Annotated in this window: 14 protein-coding genes; 4 read left to right on the forward strand and 10 right to left on the reverse strand. The window is 66.5% G+C overall.

What is annotated here, in order from left to right; all coding sequences use genetic code 11:
* Nucleotides 1–29: 29 nt before the first annotated feature.
* The 10 genes from E3D03_RS08440 to E3D03_RS08485 all read right to left on the reverse strand — a co-directional run bounded on the left by E3D03_RS08440 (nucleotide 30) and on the right by E3D03_RS08485 (nucleotide 11,883).
* Nucleotides 30–773: a cytochrome c biogenesis CcdA family protein gene (locus E3D03_RS08440; protein WP_263566599.1), complete on the reverse strand. Its 744-nt coding sequence runs from the start codon at nucleotides 771–773 to the stop codon at nucleotides 30–32.
* Nucleotides 774–878: 105 nt separating this feature from the next.
* Nucleotides 879–3,422, reverse strand: coding sequence for a ribonuclease E/G (locus tag E3D03_RS08445; protein ID WP_263566600.1), 2,544 nt, complete (start codon nucleotides 3,420–3,422; stop codon nucleotides 879–881).
* Nucleotides 3,423–3,858: 436 nt separating this feature from the next.
* The gene (locus E3D03_RS08450) at nucleotides 3,859–4,071 is read right to left on the reverse strand and encodes a hypothetical protein (protein WP_263566601.1); all 213 of its coding nucleotides are present in this window, start codon (nucleotides 4,069–4,071) and stop codon (nucleotides 3,859–3,861) included.
* Nucleotides 4,072–4,083: 12 nt separating this feature from the next.
* Nucleotides 4,084–5,409, reverse strand: a complete 1,326-nt coding sequence (locus E3D03_RS08455; protein WP_017998502.1) for a sigma-54-dependent transcriptional regulator — start codon at nucleotides 5,407–5,409, stop codon at nucleotides 4,084–4,086.
* A 19-nt stretch (nucleotides 5,410–5,428) separates the two neighbouring features.
* Nucleotides 5,429–7,156 (reverse strand): ATP-binding protein, encoded by a 1,728-nt coding sequence (locus E3D03_RS08460; protein ID WP_263566674.1) that lies wholly within the window; start codon nucleotides 7,154–7,156, stop codon nucleotides 5,429–5,431.
* 135 nt (nucleotides 7,157–7,291) lie between these two features.
* The gene (gene purQ / locus E3D03_RS08465) at nucleotides 7,292–7,960 is read right to left on the reverse strand and encodes a phosphoribosylformylglycinamidine synthase subunit PurQ (protein ID WP_263566602.1); all 669 of its coding nucleotides are present in this window, start codon (nucleotides 7,958–7,960) and stop codon (nucleotides 7,292–7,294) included.
* A 208-nt stretch (nucleotides 7,961–8,168) separates the two neighbouring features.
* Entirely contained in the window at nucleotides 8,169–9,380 is a 1,212-nt protein-coding gene (locus E3D03_RS08470; RefSeq protein ID WP_263566603.1) for an NADP-dependent isocitrate dehydrogenase, read from the reverse strand.
* Between the two features lie 189 nt (nucleotides 9,381–9,569).
* A complete protein-coding gene (locus E3D03_RS08475) occupies nucleotides 9,570–10,694 on the reverse strand; it encodes an HD domain-containing protein (protein ID WP_263566604.1) in 1,125 nt (374 codons plus the stop codon).
* A complete protein-coding gene (locus E3D03_RS08480; RefSeq protein ID WP_263566605.1) occupies nucleotides 10,691–11,113 on the reverse strand; it encodes a hypothetical protein in 423 nt (140 codons plus the stop codon). The genes E3D03_RS08475 and E3D03_RS08480 overlap by 4 nt, the downstream gene beginning before the upstream one ends.
* Nucleotides 11,114–11,130: 17 nt before the next feature.
* Nucleotides 11,131–11,883: an alpha/beta hydrolase gene (locus E3D03_RS08485; protein WP_411969810.1), complete on the reverse strand. Its 753-nt coding sequence runs from the start codon at nucleotides 11,881–11,883 to the stop codon at nucleotides 11,131–11,133.
* 73 nt (nucleotides 11,884–11,956) lie between these two features.
* On the opposite strand from E3D03_RS08485, the gene E3D03_RS08490 reads away from it, so the two are divergent.
* From E3D03_RS08490 to E3D03_RS08505, 4 genes are all read left to right on the forward strand, one after another.
* Complete coding sequence (locus E3D03_RS08490) at nucleotides 11,957–12,415, forward strand: Rrf2 family transcriptional regulator (RefSeq protein ID WP_062562077.1); 459 nt, start codon at nucleotides 11,957–11,959, stop codon at nucleotides 12,413–12,415.
* Between the two features lie 3 nt (nucleotides 12,416–12,418).
* Nucleotides 12,419–13,441, forward strand: coding sequence for a Gfo/Idh/MocA family protein (locus tag E3D03_RS08495; RefSeq protein WP_263566606.1), 1,023 nt, complete (start codon nucleotides 12,419–12,421; stop codon nucleotides 13,439–13,441).
* Nucleotides 13,442–13,543: 102 nt separating this feature from the next.
* Nucleotides 13,544–14,650 (forward strand): carboxynorspermidine decarboxylase, encoded by a 1,107-nt coding sequence (locus E3D03_RS08500; RefSeq protein ID WP_263566607.1) that lies wholly within the window; start codon nucleotides 13,544–13,546, stop codon nucleotides 14,648–14,650.
* Between the two features lie 44 nt (nucleotides 14,651–14,694).
* Nucleotides 14,695–15,918, forward strand: coding sequence for a saccharopine dehydrogenase family protein (locus E3D03_RS08505; protein ID WP_263566608.1), 1,224 nt, complete (start codon nucleotides 14,695–14,697; stop codon nucleotides 15,916–15,918).
* Nucleotides 15,919–16,002 lie beyond the last annotated feature (84 nt).

Genomic DNA, 16,002 nt, shown 5'->3' on the forward strand with positions numbered 1-16,002 from the left:
ATCTGGTTACGCGCTATTGAGTCCGCACTCTAGCCCAGCCGCGCCAGCCAGGGAAAGGTCTCGAGCAGCCAATAGGCAAAGACCGGGAAGGCGCCGGTCAGCAGCGCCAGCCCGACCGCGACCAGGAGCGCGCCCATGATGCGCTCGATCAGCTTCAGATGCGGCTTGATCCGGTTCATCAGCCCGATGGCGCGGTTGATGAAGATGGCCGACAGCAGGAAAGGAATGCCCAGGCCCAGGGCATAGACCGCCAGCAGCGCCGCCCCACGCGAGGTCTCGGCCCCGGTCGCGGCCAGCGACAGGATCATGCCCAGCTGCGGCCCGATACAGGGCGTCCAGCCGAAGGCGAAGGCGAGGCCCAGGATATAGGCCCCGAAGGAGGTGCCGCCCTGCTCGCCGGCATCGAGCCGCGCCTCGCTGTCCAGGAAGGGGATGCGGATGACGCGCAGGAAATGCAGCCCCATCACGATCACCACCAGCCCGGCGCCGCGCGCCAGCCAGTCCTGCCATTGCAGGAACAGCCGCCCGAAGGCCGAGGCCGCCATGCCCATCAGCAGGAACACCGTCGAAAGGCCGAGGATGAAGAACAGCGCCGGCACCACCGCGCTGCGCTCGCCCGCTTTCAGACCGCCGACGCCCACGCCGGTCATATAGGCCAGATAGGGCGGCACCACCGGCAGCACGCAGGGCGACAAAAAGGACAGGATCCCGGCCAGCAGCGCGACCGTCGCGGCGGGCAGGAAGGTGGCGTCTGCAAGCTCGATTCCCAACATGATCGGCACCTTGCGCCAAGCGAAAGGCGCGGGAAAGCCCCGCGCCTGTCAATATTCCGTGGCTGCGACCATCGGCCCCAGAAACAGGCCGAGATCAGGCCGGGATCAGGCCGACCACCAGCCGCGCCGCTTGGGCCGCGCCGCCTCGTCCTCGGCCGCCATGGCGGGCTCGGGTTCGGGCTCGGGCAGGCTTTCCGGCTCGACCGCGGCATCGGGCTGGCTTTCCGCTTGGGCTTCGGGCTCGGGCTCAGCTTCTTCGACGTCGCGTTGCGGCTCGGCGTCCGGTTGGGTCTCTGCGGCGGCGGGCTGCGGCTCGGCCGGGGCTTCCACCACTGTTTCCGCTTCGGCAACCGGCTCGGCAGGCGCTTCGACCGCCGGCTCGACCGGAATCACCTCAGCCGTCGCCTCTGCGGCGACCGCTTCGGCGGCGGGCTCATCCTCGCCCTTGCGGCGACGGCTGCGGGTGCGGCGGCGCGGCTTCGCGGCCTCCTCGCCCGGCTCGGCCACCGCTTCAGTAACCTCGGCGACAGCCTCGGGTTCTGCGACGGGCTCGGCCTCCTCGGGCTGGTCGGCCTCGGAGGTGCCCTCTTCGGCATGATCCTCGCCCTCGCCATTGCGGCCACCGCGACGGCGGCGGCGGCGGCGGCGGCGCTTGCCGCCATTGTCGCCCTCGTCCTCGCCATGCGACTCGCCGCGCGGCTCATCGGCAGCCTCGGCGACGCTGTCCTCGACCAGATCTTCGACCTCGTCGGCCTCTTCACCGTCGATTTGCGCCATCAGGCTGGCATCGACCGAAACCACCGGCGAGACCACTTCCGGCACGTTGCGGGTGGCGGTCTTGAACTTCTCGATGGCGTAATCGGGCGAGATCAGCACCGGATCGGCCTCGACCCGCACCGACATGCCGTAGCGCGCCTCGATATTCGCGATATGCTCGCGCTTGGCGTTCATCAGGAAGTTGGCGACGGCGACCGGCGCCTTGACCAGCACCTCGCGCGAGCGCTTGCGGGTGCCCTCCTCCTCGATGGCGCGCAGGATGGTCAGCGCCAGGCTGTCGTCCGAACGGATCAGCCCGGTGCCGTGGCAATGCGCGCAGGGCTGCGTGGTCGATTCCAGCATGCCCGGACGCAGGCGCTGACGCGACATCTCCATCAGGCCGAAGCCCGAGATGCGGCCGACCTGGATCCGCGCCCGGTCGGTCTTGAGCTTGTCCTTGAATCGCTTCTCGACGGCGGCGTTGTTCTTGCGCTCTTCCATGTCGATGAAGTCGATGACGATCAGCCCGGCCAGGTCGCGCAGGCGCAGCTGGCGGGCCACCTCGTCGGCGGCTTCCAGGTTGGTCTTCAGCGCGGTGTCCTCGATCGAGCCTTCCTTGGTGGCCCGGCCCGAGTTCACGTCGATGGCGACCAGCGCCTCGGTCACGCCGATGACGATATAGCCGCCGGATTTCAGCTGCACGACCGGGTTGAACATGCCGCCCAGATAGCTTTCGACCTGGAAGCGGGCGAACAGCGGCATCTGGTCCTGGTAATGCTTCACGTTCTTGGCATGGGACGGCATGATCATCTTCATGAAGTCCTTGGCCGTCCGGTAGCCCCGGTCGCCCTCGACCAGGACCTCGTCGATTTCCTTGCTGTAGATGTCGCGGATGGTCCGCTTGATCAGGTCGCCTTCCTCATAGACCGGCGCCGGAGCGATGGACTTGAAGGTCAGCTCGCGGATCTGCTCCCACAGCCGCATCAGGTATTCATAGTCGCGGCGGATTTCCGTCCGGGTCCGCTGGCTGCCGGCGGTGCGGATGATCAGCCCGGCGCCTTCCGGCACCTCCAACTCGCTGGCGATTTCCTTGAGCTTCTTGCGGTCGGCGGCATTGGTGATCTTGCGGGAAATCCCGCCGCCGCGTGCGGTGTTGGGCATCAGCACGCAATAGCGGCCGGCGAGGCTCAGATAGGTGGTCAGGGCGGCACCCTTGTTGCCGCGTTCTTCCTTGACGACCTGGACCAGCATGATCTGCCGGACCTTGATGACTTCCTGGATCTTGTAACGGCGGGCGCGCGGTTTCTTCGGCGGCCGGATTTCCTCGGTCACGTCCTCTTCGGCGACCGATTCGATGCCGTCATCCTCATGCGCGTCCTCGGCATGGGTGTCGGCCGCATCCTCGGCCGGGACGGGTTCCTGCGGCTCGGCGGCGAGGGCCTCGGGTGCGGCGCCGTCCTCCTCGGACAGGTCGACGATGGTCATGCCGGCGATCTCGTCCGAACTGACCACGGCATCGCCAGTCTCGGCGGCGGTGGGCTTCGGCCCCTTGCGGCGGCGCGGGTTGCGCTTGGTCTTTTCGCCCTCGTCGGCCTCGGCCGCGGCGGCCTGGCGTTCTTCCTCGATCAGCGCCTGCCGGTCGGCGGCGGGGATCTGGTAGTAATCGGGATGGATCTCGGCAAAGGCCAGGAAGCCGTGGCGGTTGCCGCCGTAATCCACGAAGGCGGCCTGCAGCGAGGGTTCGACCCGCGTCACCTTGGCCAGGTAGATATTGCCAGCAAGCTGCCGCTTGTTGACCGTCTCGAAATCAAATTCCTCGACTTTGGTTCCATCGACCACGACCACCCGAGTCTCCTCGGCATGCGTGGCGTCGATCAGCATTTTCTTGGACATGTTTCCGTCTTTCGGGCAGCCGCACCGGCCCGCCCAGGGGCGGGAGAAGGGTTCGGCTGTCATGTGAGAGGACGACGACGCCCGCGCGGACGGCAGCAATCGCGGCGGCCGAGGTCATCCCCTGCCGCCGTTGCCGATCAAGCTGCCTTGCGCGATCCATCGCGTCTGTTTACCTTTCTTGGCCCGTCCCGCGAGGGGTCCGGGCGGCGATATGTTCGCCCAGAGGCCCGGACCGGGCATGGGCTGGATTTTCCCGCGCGTCGCACCACCGGCACTTTTCGGGTGTCGCGGCTGGCCACGCGCTGCGAAACTTTCGAGGCAGACAATCCGGAATTGAGATCACCCAGCCTTGCACCGGCAAGATAGCGGGGAAATGCGCGCCGTTACAATCAGTTTTTCGCTGGCTCCATTCCGGGCCCCATTGCGGACCCGGATCTCAGCCCATCAGGGCCAGCAAAACGGCCAGCAGCGGCAGGGCCAGCACCAGCCCGCCGATCAGCAGACGCGGCGACGGACGGCCCGAGAAATGGCGCCAGCCGGCAACGGCCAACAGCACCAGCCCCGCGACCGACGAGGCCAGCAAGGCCAGCCCCAGCACGATGAGCCAGCCGAAGTCATAACCGCCCGTCGCCTCGCTGCGCAGACGCATGCGGCCCCCCGATCACAGATAGTCGCCGCGGCTCAGCCCGTATTTCGCCATCTTCTCGTTCAGGGTCCGGCGCGGCAGGCACAGCTCGTCCATGACGGCGGCGATGCTGCCCTTGTGGCGGCGCATGGTGTTGTCGATCAGCATCTTCTCGAAGCTCTCGACATATTCCTTGAGCGGCTTGCCCTCGGTGGTCGTCGCCTCCTGCGTCTCCTCGCCGTCGGCCATCAGCAGCGAGGCGATCGAGCCCGAACCGCGGCGGTTCTGCAAGACCGCGCGCTCGGCCACGTTGATCAGCTGGCGCACGTTGCCCGGCCAGGGTGCCTGCAACAGCTGCGCCGCCTCTTGCGCGGTGACCTGCGGCGGCTCGCAGCCGTATTCCTCGGCGAATTGCTCGGTCATGCGGGTGAACAGCGACAGGATATCCTCGCCGCGCGACCGCAGCGGCGGCAGGGTGATCTTCAGCGCGGTCAGGCGATAGAACAGGTCGGGACGCAGCGAATCCTCGGCCCGGCGGCCCTCGCCGCGCGCGTTGGAAATGGCGATGATCCGGGTCTCGGCCGGGCTGCCCTGCTCGGCGATGAAGGCCAGAAGCCGCGCCTGCAACCCATCCGACAGCGCCTCGATGTCCTCGAGGCACAGGGTGCCGCCGCGCGCCTCCTCGACGGCGGGCAGGCCGTTCTCGACCGGGCCGAACAGCTTCGCCGCCAGCACCTCGTCGTTATAGGCGGCACAGGAAATCGGCACGAATTTCTTGCTGGCGCGCGGTCCGACCGCGTGCAGCGCATGGGCGACCAGCGTCTTGCCGGTGCCGGTCTCGCCGTCGATCAGCACATGGCCGTCGGCCTGGCCCAGGTCCAGGATATCCTCGCGCAGCCGGTCCATGACCGGGCTGGCGCCGATCAGCTTGGACATGACCTGCTGGCCTTCGGAAAGGTCGCGGCGCAGGGCGCGGTTGTCCAGCGTCATGCGCCGGGCCTGGGTCGCCTTCTTGACCAGTTCGGTCAGCCGTTCCGGGTTGAAGGGCTTTTCCATGAAGTCCATGGCGCCGATCCGCATGGCCTCGACCGCCATCGGCACGTCGCCATGGCCGGTGATCATGATGACCGGCAGGCCCGAATCGAGCCCCATCAGCCGCTTGAGGAAGGCCATCCCGTCCATGCCCGGCATGCGGATGTCGGAAATCACCACCCCCGGCCAGTCGGCGCCGATCACCTTCAGCGCCTCTTCAGCACCCGGAAAGGTCTCGGTCTCGAACCCCGAGAGCACCAGCCACTGGCTGATGGATTCCCGCATGTCCGGTTCGTCATCCACCACTGCAATCTTCAAAGTGCGGCTCATGGGTCTTTACCCTTTCCTGTCATTCCGCCGCCAGCCCGGTCCCCGACTTGCGCCCGGGATCATGGAGCGGCAGCTCAAGTTCGAATACGGCGCCCCGGCCGCCCTCGTCCGACGCATTATGCGCGGTCAGGCGGCCCCCGAAATCGGCGGCGATCCCTGATGAGATCGCCAGGCCCAGTCCGGTCCCCTCCCCGGGCTTCTTGGTGGTGAAGAAGGGTTCAAACAGGTTTTCCAGGTCCGATACACCCGGCCCGTTGTCGCGAACGGACAAGAATGCGTGAGAGCCCGAGCCCACGGTGATCTCGATGGCCGGGTCGCGCAGGCCCTTGATGGCGTCGACGGCATTGCGCAGCAGGTTGATGATGATCTGCTCCAGCCGGATGCGGTCGCAATAGACCATGACCGGATAGCGCGGGATATTGCGCTGCAACCGGATCGTCCGCTGGCGCAGCTGCGGTTCCATCATCACCAGCGCGCTCGACAGCGCGGCGCGCAGATCGACCGGCTCGAAGGCCTCGCCGCCCTTCCTGGCATAGGATTTCAGCTGCCGGGTGATGGCGCCCATGCGCTCGATCAGGTCGTCGATGCGCTGGAAGCTCGACAGCGCCTCCTCGGACCGGCCGCGCTGCAGCAAGAGCCGCGCCCCGGCCAGATAGGTCTTCATCGCCGCCAGCGGCTGGTTCAGCTCATGGCTGACGCCGGCCGACATCTCGCCCAGCGCCGCCAGCTTGCTGGATTGCTGCACGGTCTGCTCGGCCACGCGCAGTTCCTTCTGCACCCGCTCGCGCTCGGCGATCTCGCGGGTCAGGCGCATGTTCAGCGCCCGCAGATCGGCCGATTCGCGCATCCAGGCCGCCGATTCGACCCGCGCCCGACGCGACAGCAGATAGAACACCGCCGCCAGCAGGATGGCGAAACCCATGATGACCATGGCCAGCACGGCATTGACCCGCTCGCGCACCGACTCGTAGGTGGTGAAGGCGATCATCTTCCAGCCGCGGAACGGAATCCGGGTCTCGGATTGCATCACCGCGCGGCCCTCGACATAGGCATCGGCCGGGGTCGCGGCCCAGTCGGCGGTGACCTGGAAGGCCCGCGCGATCGAGGACGGCGCCGAACGCACCGCCAGCGCCTCGGGCAGGGTCAGGCCCCGCCAGCGCGGCTCGGTCGCCAGGATGATCGCGCCCTCGCTGTCCGTCACCGCGATGGCGTCCGAGATCCCGGCCCAGGACCGCACCAGACGGGTCAGGTCGGCCCCGACCACGACCACGCCCAGCGTGCGCCCGTCGGCGACCACGGTGCGGGAATAGGTGAATTCATAGGCCCCCTGCGGCGAGGGCGAGACGGTGAAAACAGTATCCTTCGACCGCAAGGCCTCGACGAAGAACGGCTCCTGCACGTAATTCGTGCCGATCAGGTTGCGGTCGGTCGATCCCACCACCCGGCCCGAGGCGTCGAGCAGCTTGATCGAGGCCGCCGCGATCTCTTTCTGGGCCGAGATCAGCCGCGCCGAGGTGCCCGAGAAATCGTTCCCGGTCAGCGCCGAAATCAGCGCCGGGTCGCGCGCCAGCAGCAAGGGCACGACCGAGGTGCGCTGCAGCTCGGACAGCAGGTTCCCGGTATACAGCGCCGAGCGCAGCTCGGTGCGCACCCGCGTCGTCTCCGAGAACCGCGCGGTCAGCCAGGCGTTGGTGAACCAGATCGTGCCGGCCGCCAGGACCAGCAGCGCGGCGATGGCGCCGCGCATGCCCCATCGGCCGGTCAAGCCAGCCCTGCCCTCCGACAGCCCGATGGAGTTCCCGTCGTCTCGCATGCGCCTCCGGCATCACCCCGCGCCCCCGGTGATCGGGAAAGTCTAATCCCCGAACGGGTGCCGCTCAAGTCAGGCCGAGACAAGCTCTTGCATCAACGAGGCAAAAAGCCCGGCGCCGGCGGTGCCGCCATGGCCGATATCGGCCGCCCGCTCGGGGTGCGGCATCATGCCGAGCACGCGGCGGTTCTCGGACAGCACCCCGGCGATGTCGCGGACCGAGCCGTTGATGCCCGGCGCATAGCTGAAGGCGATGCGGTCCTGGTCCCGCAGCGCCGCCAGGCCTTCGGCATCGATCTGGTAATTGCCGTCGTGATGCGCGACCGGAATCCGGATCTCCTGCCCGGCGGCATAGGCGCGGGTGAAGGCGCTGTCGCTGGTCTCGACCCGCAGCACCACCTCGCGGCAGATGAATTTCAGCCCGGCATTGCGCATCAGCGCGCCCGGCAGCAGCCCCAGTTCGGTCAGCACCTGGAAGCCGTTGCAGATGCCCAGCACATAGCCGCCGCGCGCCGCATGCGCCCTGACCGCGGCGGCAATCGGCGAATGCGCGGCAATCGCGCCACAGCGCAGATAGTCGCCAAAGGAAAACCCGCCCGGCACGGCAACCAGGTCGATGCCCTCGGGCAACGCCGCGTCCTTGTGCCAGACCCGGGCAACCTCGGCTCCGGCCCGCTCCAGCGCGACGGCCAGATCGCGGTCGCAATTCGATCCGGGAAAGGTGATGACGGCGGCTTTCATGACAGGGACTCCCTCTGGGCTTGCGCCTGCCATACTCCAAGCCCGCTCCTATGTTAAGCCGCCTTGATCCTTCTCTGTTTCACAAATACCCGAAGAAACCGCGCCCAAACCCGCTTTCCGTTTCCCAAATACCCACAGGCCTGCCGCGCCACGAAGGAAAAGGGCCGAGGGTTTCCCCCCGGCCCGGCAAGCCCTTCAGGCGATCCGATCAGGCCAGCGCCTTGTTCAGATATTCGTCGACCTTTTCCAGGTAGCCGATGGTGGTCAGCCATTTCTGGTCCGGCCCGACCAGCAGCGCCAGGTCCTTGGTCATATAGCCGTCCTCGACCGCCTGCACGGTCACGCGCTCCAGCGTATTGGCGAAGTTCAGCAGCGCCTCGTTGCTGTCCAGCTTGGCGCGGTGCTTCAGACCGCCGGTCCAGGCAAAGATCGAGGCGATCGAGTTGGTCGAGGTCTGGTTGCCCTTCTGGTGCTCGCGGTAATGCCGCGTCACCGTGCCATGCGCGGCCTCGGATTCGACGATCTTGCCGTCCGGCGTCATCAGCACCGAGGTCATCAGCCCCAGCGAGCCGAAGCCCTGCGCCACGATGTCCGATTCGACGTCGCCGTCGTAGTTCTTGCAGGCCCAGACATAGCCGCCCGACCATTTCAGCGCCGAGGCGACCATGTCGTCGATCAGCCGGTGCTCATAGGTGATGCCGGCCTTCTTGAACTTGTCCTCGAACTCGGCGGCATAGACCTCGGCGAAGATGTCCTTGAAGCGGCCGTCATAGGCTTTCAGGATGGTGTTCTTGGTCGACAGATACACCGGATAGCCGCGCTGCAGCCCGTAGTTCATCGAGGCGCGGGCAAAATCGCGGATCGAATCGTCCAGGTTGTACATGGCCATGGCCACGCCGGCGCCGGGCGACTGATAGACCTCGTGCTCGATGGTCTCGCCATCCTCGCCGACGAACTTGATCGTCAGCTTGCCCTTGCCAGGGAAGCGGAAATCGGTGGCCTTGTACTGGTCGCCGAAGGCGTGGCGGCCGACGACGATGGGCTGGGTCCAGTGCGGCACCAGGCGCGGCACGTTCTTGCAGATGATCGGCTCGCGGAAGATCACGCCGCCCAGGATGTTGCGGATGGTGCCGTTGGGCGACTTCCACATCTTCTTCAGGCCGAATTCCTCGACGCGGGCCTCGTCGGGGGTGATGGTGGCGCATTTCACGCCGACGCCGTATTGCTTGATCGCATTGGCGGCATCCACGGTGATCTGGTCGTTGGTGCGGTCACGCTCCTCGATGCCCAGATCGTAATATTTCAGGTCCACGTCCAGATAGGGCAGGATCAGCTTCTGCTTGATGAAGTCCCAGATGATCCGGGTCATCTCGTCGCCGTCGAGCTCGACGACCGGGTTCGCTACCTTGATCTTCGACATGGGTGGTCCCTTGTGGTTAGGATTCGGCTGCCCGCCCTATAGCCGCAATTCGCCGCGAGGGAAAGGGTGGTATGCAATCGCATACCATTCGTCGCGGAAAGGGCGAAACCCGCTGCGGAGATCAGGACAGGCCAGCCGCAAACCGTGACCCATCACGCCTGCCGCAAGGGCGCCGGCCGTCCGTTTCCGTCAGCTTCGAAAATACACCCGGGCGCTTTCGCTGAGCCAGGTCCACAGCGTCGGCGCACCGCGCTGGATACGGATGCCGACGCGCTCGACCAGCTGCTCATAGGTGACGCTGTATTCCACCCATGAGCCGCCGCCGCAGGCGATATTCTGCATCACCGGCTGCGCCCGGTCCAGCGACTTGGCAAAGACCGCGTCGGGCGTCTCATTGGCCTCGAACTCGGACCAGAGCGCGCGCAGTTCCGCCCCCAAGGGCGCGGGCAGCAGGCCGAACAGGCGGTCGGCAGCGGCTTCCTCGGCCGCCAGCTGCGCCGCACCGTGATGCGCGTCGCCGTTCTGGGCGTGGATCGGCACGTCGCCCGCGTCGATCTCGACCAGGTCGTGCAGGATCAGCATGCGGATCACCCGGCCAATATCGACCTCCGGCTCGGCCTGCGGCGCCATGACCAGCGCGTAAAGCGCCAGGTGCCAGCTGTGCTCGGCGCTGTTTTCCCGGCGCGAGCCGTCGCAAAGCAGGCTGGCACGCCAGACGGACTTCAGCCGGTCGGCCTCGGCCAGGAAGGCCAGGCAGCGGGCCAGATCGCCCTGCGGCGCACGACCCTCCAGCAGGGCCTGCGCCGCCTCCATGGCTTCGGGCCATTCCGCCCACAGTCGCCGGGCCCGGCCCGATGTCATGTTGTCGCGGACGATCTGCACGTGATCCGCCAAAGGCTCGGACGCGCCCAACACCTGGAACAGCGGCTGGATATGGTCCATGCGCTTGGCGATGCGGGCGTCGGCGGTCTCGCCGGCCTCGAATTCCTGCCACAGCGCCAGCAGCCGCGCGCCGTCGGGCAGCATCGCGAACAGCCGCCGCGCGGCCGCCAGTTCGGCTGCCTCGACGGCGGCCGCGTCATGGGCCAGGTGGATCGGATGGTCGCCGGTGTCGATCTCGATCAGGTCGTGCAGCAGGATCATGGCGATGGCCCGATCCGACGCGCCGAAGACCAGCGCATAGAGCGCGACATGCCAGCTGTGCTCGGCGCTGTTTTCCGGCCGCGACAGGTCCATCAGCACATTCGCGCGGCTGACCGACTTCAGCCGGTCGGCCTCGGTCAAGAAGGCGAAGCGCCGGGTCAGGTCGGTCATCGGGGCCTCCAGTCGAAAGCGAGCCGGCTGAACAGGAGGGACAGAATGAACGCCGGCAAAGCAAGAACTCCGCAAAGGAGCAGCCAATCCATCGCATGGCTGTAATTGCCATCGTCAGCCGGCCAAATGATGCAGGCGCACAGCGGCAGGAGCACCGCAAGGCACCACAGTGCCGTCAGAACGACAAAGCCCGGACGAAGTCCTTGGGGCCAAATGGACGCCAACCCGAAATGCCAGAGGAAGGAAGCCAATCCACCGACGATGACAAGGGTATCAAGCCCGCGTTCAAGCCAATACCCGAAGGGAACCGGAGACAGCCCCTGTTGGACCGCGCGAAAATTGACCGCACGCAACTCGGCAAGCAATGTCAGCAAAACGGCCACACAGGCCAGAAGCAGACCGGCGCCGACCCAGATCAACCGGCGCCGACCAGCCGTCACCGGGTGCTTTCCGTCAGCCGCCGGCGCACATAGGCCTGCACCGTGTCGATCATCGGCTTCATGTGGACCTCGTCGTCGCGGAAGAAATGGTCCGCGCCCTCGATTTCCTCATGGGTGATGGTGATGCCCTTCTGCTCGCGCAGCTTGCCGACCAGGGCATGGGTGTCCTTGGGCGGCGCCACGCGGTCGGCGGTGCCGTTGATGATCAGCCCCGAGGACGGGCACGGCGCCAGGAACGAGAAATCATACATGTTCGCCGGCGGCGCGACCGAGATGAAGCCGGTGATCTCGGGCCGGCGCATCAGCAGTTGCATGCCGATCCAGGCACCGAAGGAAAAGCCCGCCACCCAGCAATGCTTGCTGTTGGGGTTCATCGCCTGCAGATAGTCCAGCGCCGAGGCGGCATCCGAAAGCTCGCCGATGCCCTGGTCGAACTCGCCCTGGCTGCGGCCGACGCCGCGGAAATTGAACCGCATGACGGTAAAGCCCATGCGGTGGAAGGCGTAATGCAAATTATAGACGACCCGGTTGTTCATCGTGCCGCCATATTGCGGATGCGGGTGCAGCACGATGGCGATCGGGGCGTCGGGATTGGACTGCGCATGATAGCGGCCTTCCAGACGACCTTCGGGACCGGGGAAAATCAGTTCGGGCATGGGCTTCCTTCGGGTGTCGGGTTTCTTGACCCTGTGACGGCGCGGCTCTAGATCGTCAATCTGGGAAGCGCGCCCGAAATAGGCAAGACGCATCAAGGACGGCGCGGGGGAATTAGCCCTCGCCGCACGTTTCGTCAATGCTTTGCCGCCAAAGGGGAGAGGCACGATGAAACTGTCAACCAAGGGACGCTATGCCATGGTGGCGCTGGTGGACCTGGCCATCGCCAAGGGCGACGACCTGACCTCGCTGGCCGAGATCTCGGCCCGGCAGGATATCTCGCTGCCCTATCTCGAGCAGCTCTTCGTGCGGCTGCGCCGCGCCGGGCTGGTCGAATCGGTGCGCGGGCCGGGCGGCGGCTATCGGCTTGCCAAGGCGCCCGAGACGATCCGCGTCGCCGATGTGCTGGAGGCGGTGGACGAAACCGTCAGCGCGCTGCATGTCGGCGCCGGCGCCTCGGGCGGAGTCTCGGGCTCGCGGGCGCAGACGCTGTCGAACCGGCTGTGGGAAAGCCTGTCGGCGCATGTCTATGTCTTCCTGCACAATCACACGCTGGCCGACGTGGCCCGCAACCAGCTGCTGCCCTGCCCGGCGCTGCCGAAGCTGCTGTCCATCGTGGACGACTAGGCCATGCGGGTTCTGGTCGCCGGTCTGGGCAACATGGGTCGCAGCCACGCGCTGGCCTGGGCAAAGCAGCCCGGCGCGGAACTGGTCGGGCTGGTCAACCGCAGCCCGGTCGCGCTGCCGCCGGAACTGGCCGCGATTCCGCAGAGCCAGGATTTCCACGAGGCGCTGGCCCGGCTGCGCCCGGACCTGGTCGTGGTCGCGACCTATTCCGACAGCCATGCCGAATATGCCATCGCCGCGATGCGGGCCGGCGCCCATGTCTTCGTCGAGAAGCCGCTGGCGACCACGGTCCAGGACGCCCGCCGCGTGGTCGAAACCGCGCAGGAAACCGGCCGCAAGCTGGTCGTGGGTTACATCCTGCGCCATCATCCCAGCTGGCAGCGCCTGATCGCCGAGGCCCGCGCGCTTGGCGGCCCCTATGTCTTTCGCCTGAACCTGAACCAGCAAAGCAGCGGCCCGACCTGGGAGGTGCACAAGGCGCTGATGCGCACCACGCCGCCCATCGTCGATTGCGGCGTGCATTACGTCGACGTCATGTGCCAGATCACCGATGCCGCCCCGGTCGAGGTGCGCGGCATGGGCCTGCGCCTGTCCAGGGAAATCGCCGCCGACGCCTATAACTACGGCCATTTCCAGGTGCTGTTCCAGGACGGCTCGCTGGGCTGGTACGAAGCGGGCTGGGGTCCGATGATGTCGGACACCGCGTTTTTCGTGAAGGACGTGGTCAGCCCGAACGGCGCCGTCAGCATCCGCATAGCCGAGGACGCGCGCTCGGACGACATCGACACCCATACCCGCACCGCGACGCTGCGCCTGCACAAGGTGGGAGAGCCGGACCAGGACCTGTCGATGACCGGAGAGCCGGGCCACCAGGCGCTTTGCGATGCCGAGGCCGCCTTCATGGCCCGCGCCATCGCCGAGAACGCCGACCTGACGCGGCACATGCAGGATGCGGTGTCCTCGCTGGCGGTCTGCCTTGCCGCCGATGAATCCGTCCGGACCGGCCAGCCGGTGCGTTTGCGCTGATCCGTCACGCGGCCGTCACGCTTCCTTGCGAAACGGGCCGGGTGGCCCTAAATGAGCCTTTCCTTTTGACCTAGCACGGTTTCGCGACCGGGAGCCCGCGCCATGTCCGACCTTCAGACGCCCTTCTACCTGATCGACCTCGCGAAACTGCGGGTGAACATGGAGCGGATCGCCTTTCTGCGGGAACGCTCGGGGGCGAAATGCCTGCTGGCGCTGAAATGCTTCGCGACCTGGGGCGCCTTCGACTTCATGCGCCCGTTCATGGACGGCACCACCTCGTCCTCGCTGTTCGAGCTGCGGCTGGGGCATGAGGAATTCGGCAAGGAAACCCATGCCTATTCCGTGGCCTGGGCCGATCACGAGATCGACGAGGCACTGGGTTACGCCGACAAGATCATCTTCAACTCGCTGGGCCAGCTGGACCGTTTCGGCGCCCGCGCCAAGGAGCGCGGCATCGCCATGGGGCTGCGCCTGAACCCGCGCTTTTCGACCTCGGGCTTCGACCTGGCCGATCCGGCGCGGCCGTTCTCGCGGCTGGGCGAATGGGATCTGCCGCGGCTGGAGCAGGCGCTGGACCGCATCAGCGGCGTGATGATCCACTACAACTGCGAGAATGCCGATTTCGACCTGTTCGACACGCAGCTCGGCCGGATCGAGGCGGAATTCGGCGGCTTCCTTGAAAAGCTGGACTGGGTCAGCTTGGGCGGCGGCATCCATTTCACCGGCGACGGCTATCCGCTGGACCGGCTGGCCGACCGGCTGAAGGCGTTCTCGGACCGCTTCAGGGTGCAGGTCTTTCTGGAACCGGGCGAGGCCAGCATCACCCGCTCGACCTCGCTGGAAGTCACGGTGCTGGACGTGATCCATCACGGCAAGGACGTGGCCATCGTGGATAGCAGCATCGAGGCGCATATGCTGGACCTGCTGATCTATCGCGAGACGGCGAAGCTGCCGCAAGAGGGCGAGCATCCCTATCAGATCGCCGGCAAGACCTGCCTTGCGGGCGACATCTTCGGCGAAGGCCGCTTCCCGCGGCCGCTGAAGGTCGGCGACCGCATCAGCATCGCCGATGCCGGCGGCTATACCATGGTGAAGAAGAACTGGTTCAACGGCGTCGCCATGCCCGCCATCGCCATCCGGGCCGAGGACGGAACGATCCGCACCGTCCGCCGGTTCTCTTACGACGATTACAAAGCCAGCCTGTCCTGAACCGGCCCGCCATTCCCCTTCCCAGCCCCGAAAAGGAGATCGAATTGGCCAAGAACGTGCTCATCATCGGCGCCGGCGGCGTCGCGCAGGTGGTCGCGCATAAGGTGGCGCAGAACGCTAACGAGTTCGGCAGCCTGCATATCGCCAGCAGGACCGTCTCGAAGGCCGAGAAGATCATCGCGAGCGTTCGGGACAAGGGCCATTCGGTCGCATTCGCCGCCCATCCGCTGGACGCGATGGACAGCGCGGCGGTGGCGGCGCTGATCCGCCAGATCGACGCCGGCATCGTCATCAACGTCGGTTCCGCCTTCGTCAACATGACCGTGCTGCAGGGCTGCATCGAGACCGGCGCCGCCTATCTGGACACCGCCATCCACGAAGACCCGGCCAAGGTCTGCGAGACCCCGCCGTGGTATGCCAATTACGAATGGAAACGCCGCGAGGATGTCGAGAAGGCCGGCATCACCGCGATCCTGGGCGTGGGCTTCGACCCGGGCGTGGTCAACGCTTATGCGCGCCTGGCCGAGGACGAATATTTCGACAAGATCGACTCGATCGACATCGTCGACATCAACGCCGGCTCGCACGGCCGCTGGTTCGCGACGAACTTCGACCCCGAGATCAACTTCCGCGAATTCACCGGCACGGTCTATTCCTGGCAGGGCGGCGAATGGCGCCAGAACAAGATGTTCGAGGTCGGCCGCGAATGGGACCTGCCCGTCGTCGGCAAGCAGACCGCCTATCTGTCCGGGCATGACGAGGTGCACAGCCTCTCGGCCCGCTACAAGGACGCCGACGTGCGCTTCTGGATGGGTTTCGGCGCGCATTACATCAACGTCTTCACGGTCTTGCAGAACCTGGGCCTGCTCAGCGAGCAGCCGGTCAAGACCGCCGAGGGGCTGGAGGTCGTGCCGCTGAAACTGGTCAAGGCGGTGCTGCCCGACCCGTCCAGCCTTGCCCCCGACTATACCGGCAAGACCTGCATCGGCGACCTGGTGAAGGGCACGCTGAACGGCAAGCCGGGCGAGGTCTTCATCTACAACGTCGCCGACCACAAGGAGGCCTTTGCCGAGGTCGGCAGCCAGGGCATCAGCTACACCGCCGGCGTGCCGCCGGTCGCGGCCGCGATCCTGGTCGCGCGCGGCACCTGGGACGTCAGGAAGATGGTCAATGTCGAGGATCTGCCCGCCCGGCCCTTCCTTGAACTGCTGGGCGATCTGGGCCTGCCGACCCGGGTGATCGACGCCTCGGGCGACCATCCGCTGTAACGCCGGCCCGGCAGAATTTCCGATACGCGCCCCCGCCCGCAGGAACCTCCGGGCGGGGTCGGCGTTTCCGCTTGCTTCCAGGCG

The organism is Paracoccus sp. DMF (genome assembly GCF_004407025.1).
Taxonomy (GTDB): Bacteria; Pseudomonadota; Alphaproteobacteria; order Rhodobacterales; family Rhodobacteraceae; genus Paracoccus; species Paracoccus aminovorans_B.

Excerpts from the sequence above, each read along its gene's own strand:
- E3D03_RS08495 (WP_263566606.1), top strand. The coding sequence starts at position 12,419 with ATGCGGGTTCTGGTCGCCGGTCTGGGCAACATGGGTCGCAGCCACGCG.
- E3D03_RS08475 (WP_263566604.1), bottom strand. The coding sequence starts at position 10,694 with ATGACCGACCTGACCCGGCGCTTCGCCTTCTTGACCGAGGCCGACCGG.
- E3D03_RS08445 (WP_263566600.1), bottom strand. The coding sequence starts at position 3,422 with ATGTCCAAGAAAATGCTGATCGACGCCACGCATGCCGAGGAGACTCGG.
- E3D03_RS08470 (WP_263566603.1), bottom strand. The coding sequence starts at position 9,380 with ATGTCGAAGATCAAGGTAGCGAACCCGGTCGTCGAGCTCGACGGCGAC.
- E3D03_RS08455 (WP_017998502.1), bottom strand. The coding sequence starts at position 5,409 with ATGAGCCGCACTTTGAAGATTGCAGTGGTGGATGACGAACCGGACATG.
- E3D03_RS08485 (WP_411969810.1), bottom strand. The coding sequence starts at position 11,883 with ATGCGTCTTGCCTATTTCGGGCGCGCTTCCCAGATTGACGATCTAGAG.
- E3D03_RS08450 (WP_263566601.1), bottom strand. The coding sequence starts at position 4,071 with ATGCGTCTGCGCAGCGAGGCGACGGGCGGTTATGACTTCGGCTGGCTC.
- E3D03_RS08490 (WP_062562077.1), top strand. The coding sequence starts at position 11,957 with ATGAAACTGTCAACCAAGGGACGCTATGCCATGGTGGCGCTGGTGGAC.
- E3D03_RS08440 (WP_263566599.1), bottom strand. The coding sequence starts at position 773 with ATGTTGGGAATCGAGCTTGCAGACGCCACCTTCCTGCCCGCCGCGACG.
- E3D03_RS08460 (WP_263566674.1), bottom strand. The coding sequence starts at position 7,156 with ATGCGCGGCGCCATCGCCGCGCTGCTGGTCCTGGCGGCCGGCACGATC.
- purQ (WP_263566602.1), bottom strand. The coding sequence starts at position 7,960 with ATGAAAGCCGCCGTCATCACCTTTCCCGGATCGAATTGCGACCGCGAT.
- E3D03_RS08500 (WP_263566607.1), top strand. The coding sequence starts at position 13,544 with ATGTCCGACCTTCAGACGCCCTTCTACCTGATCGACCTCGCGAAACTG.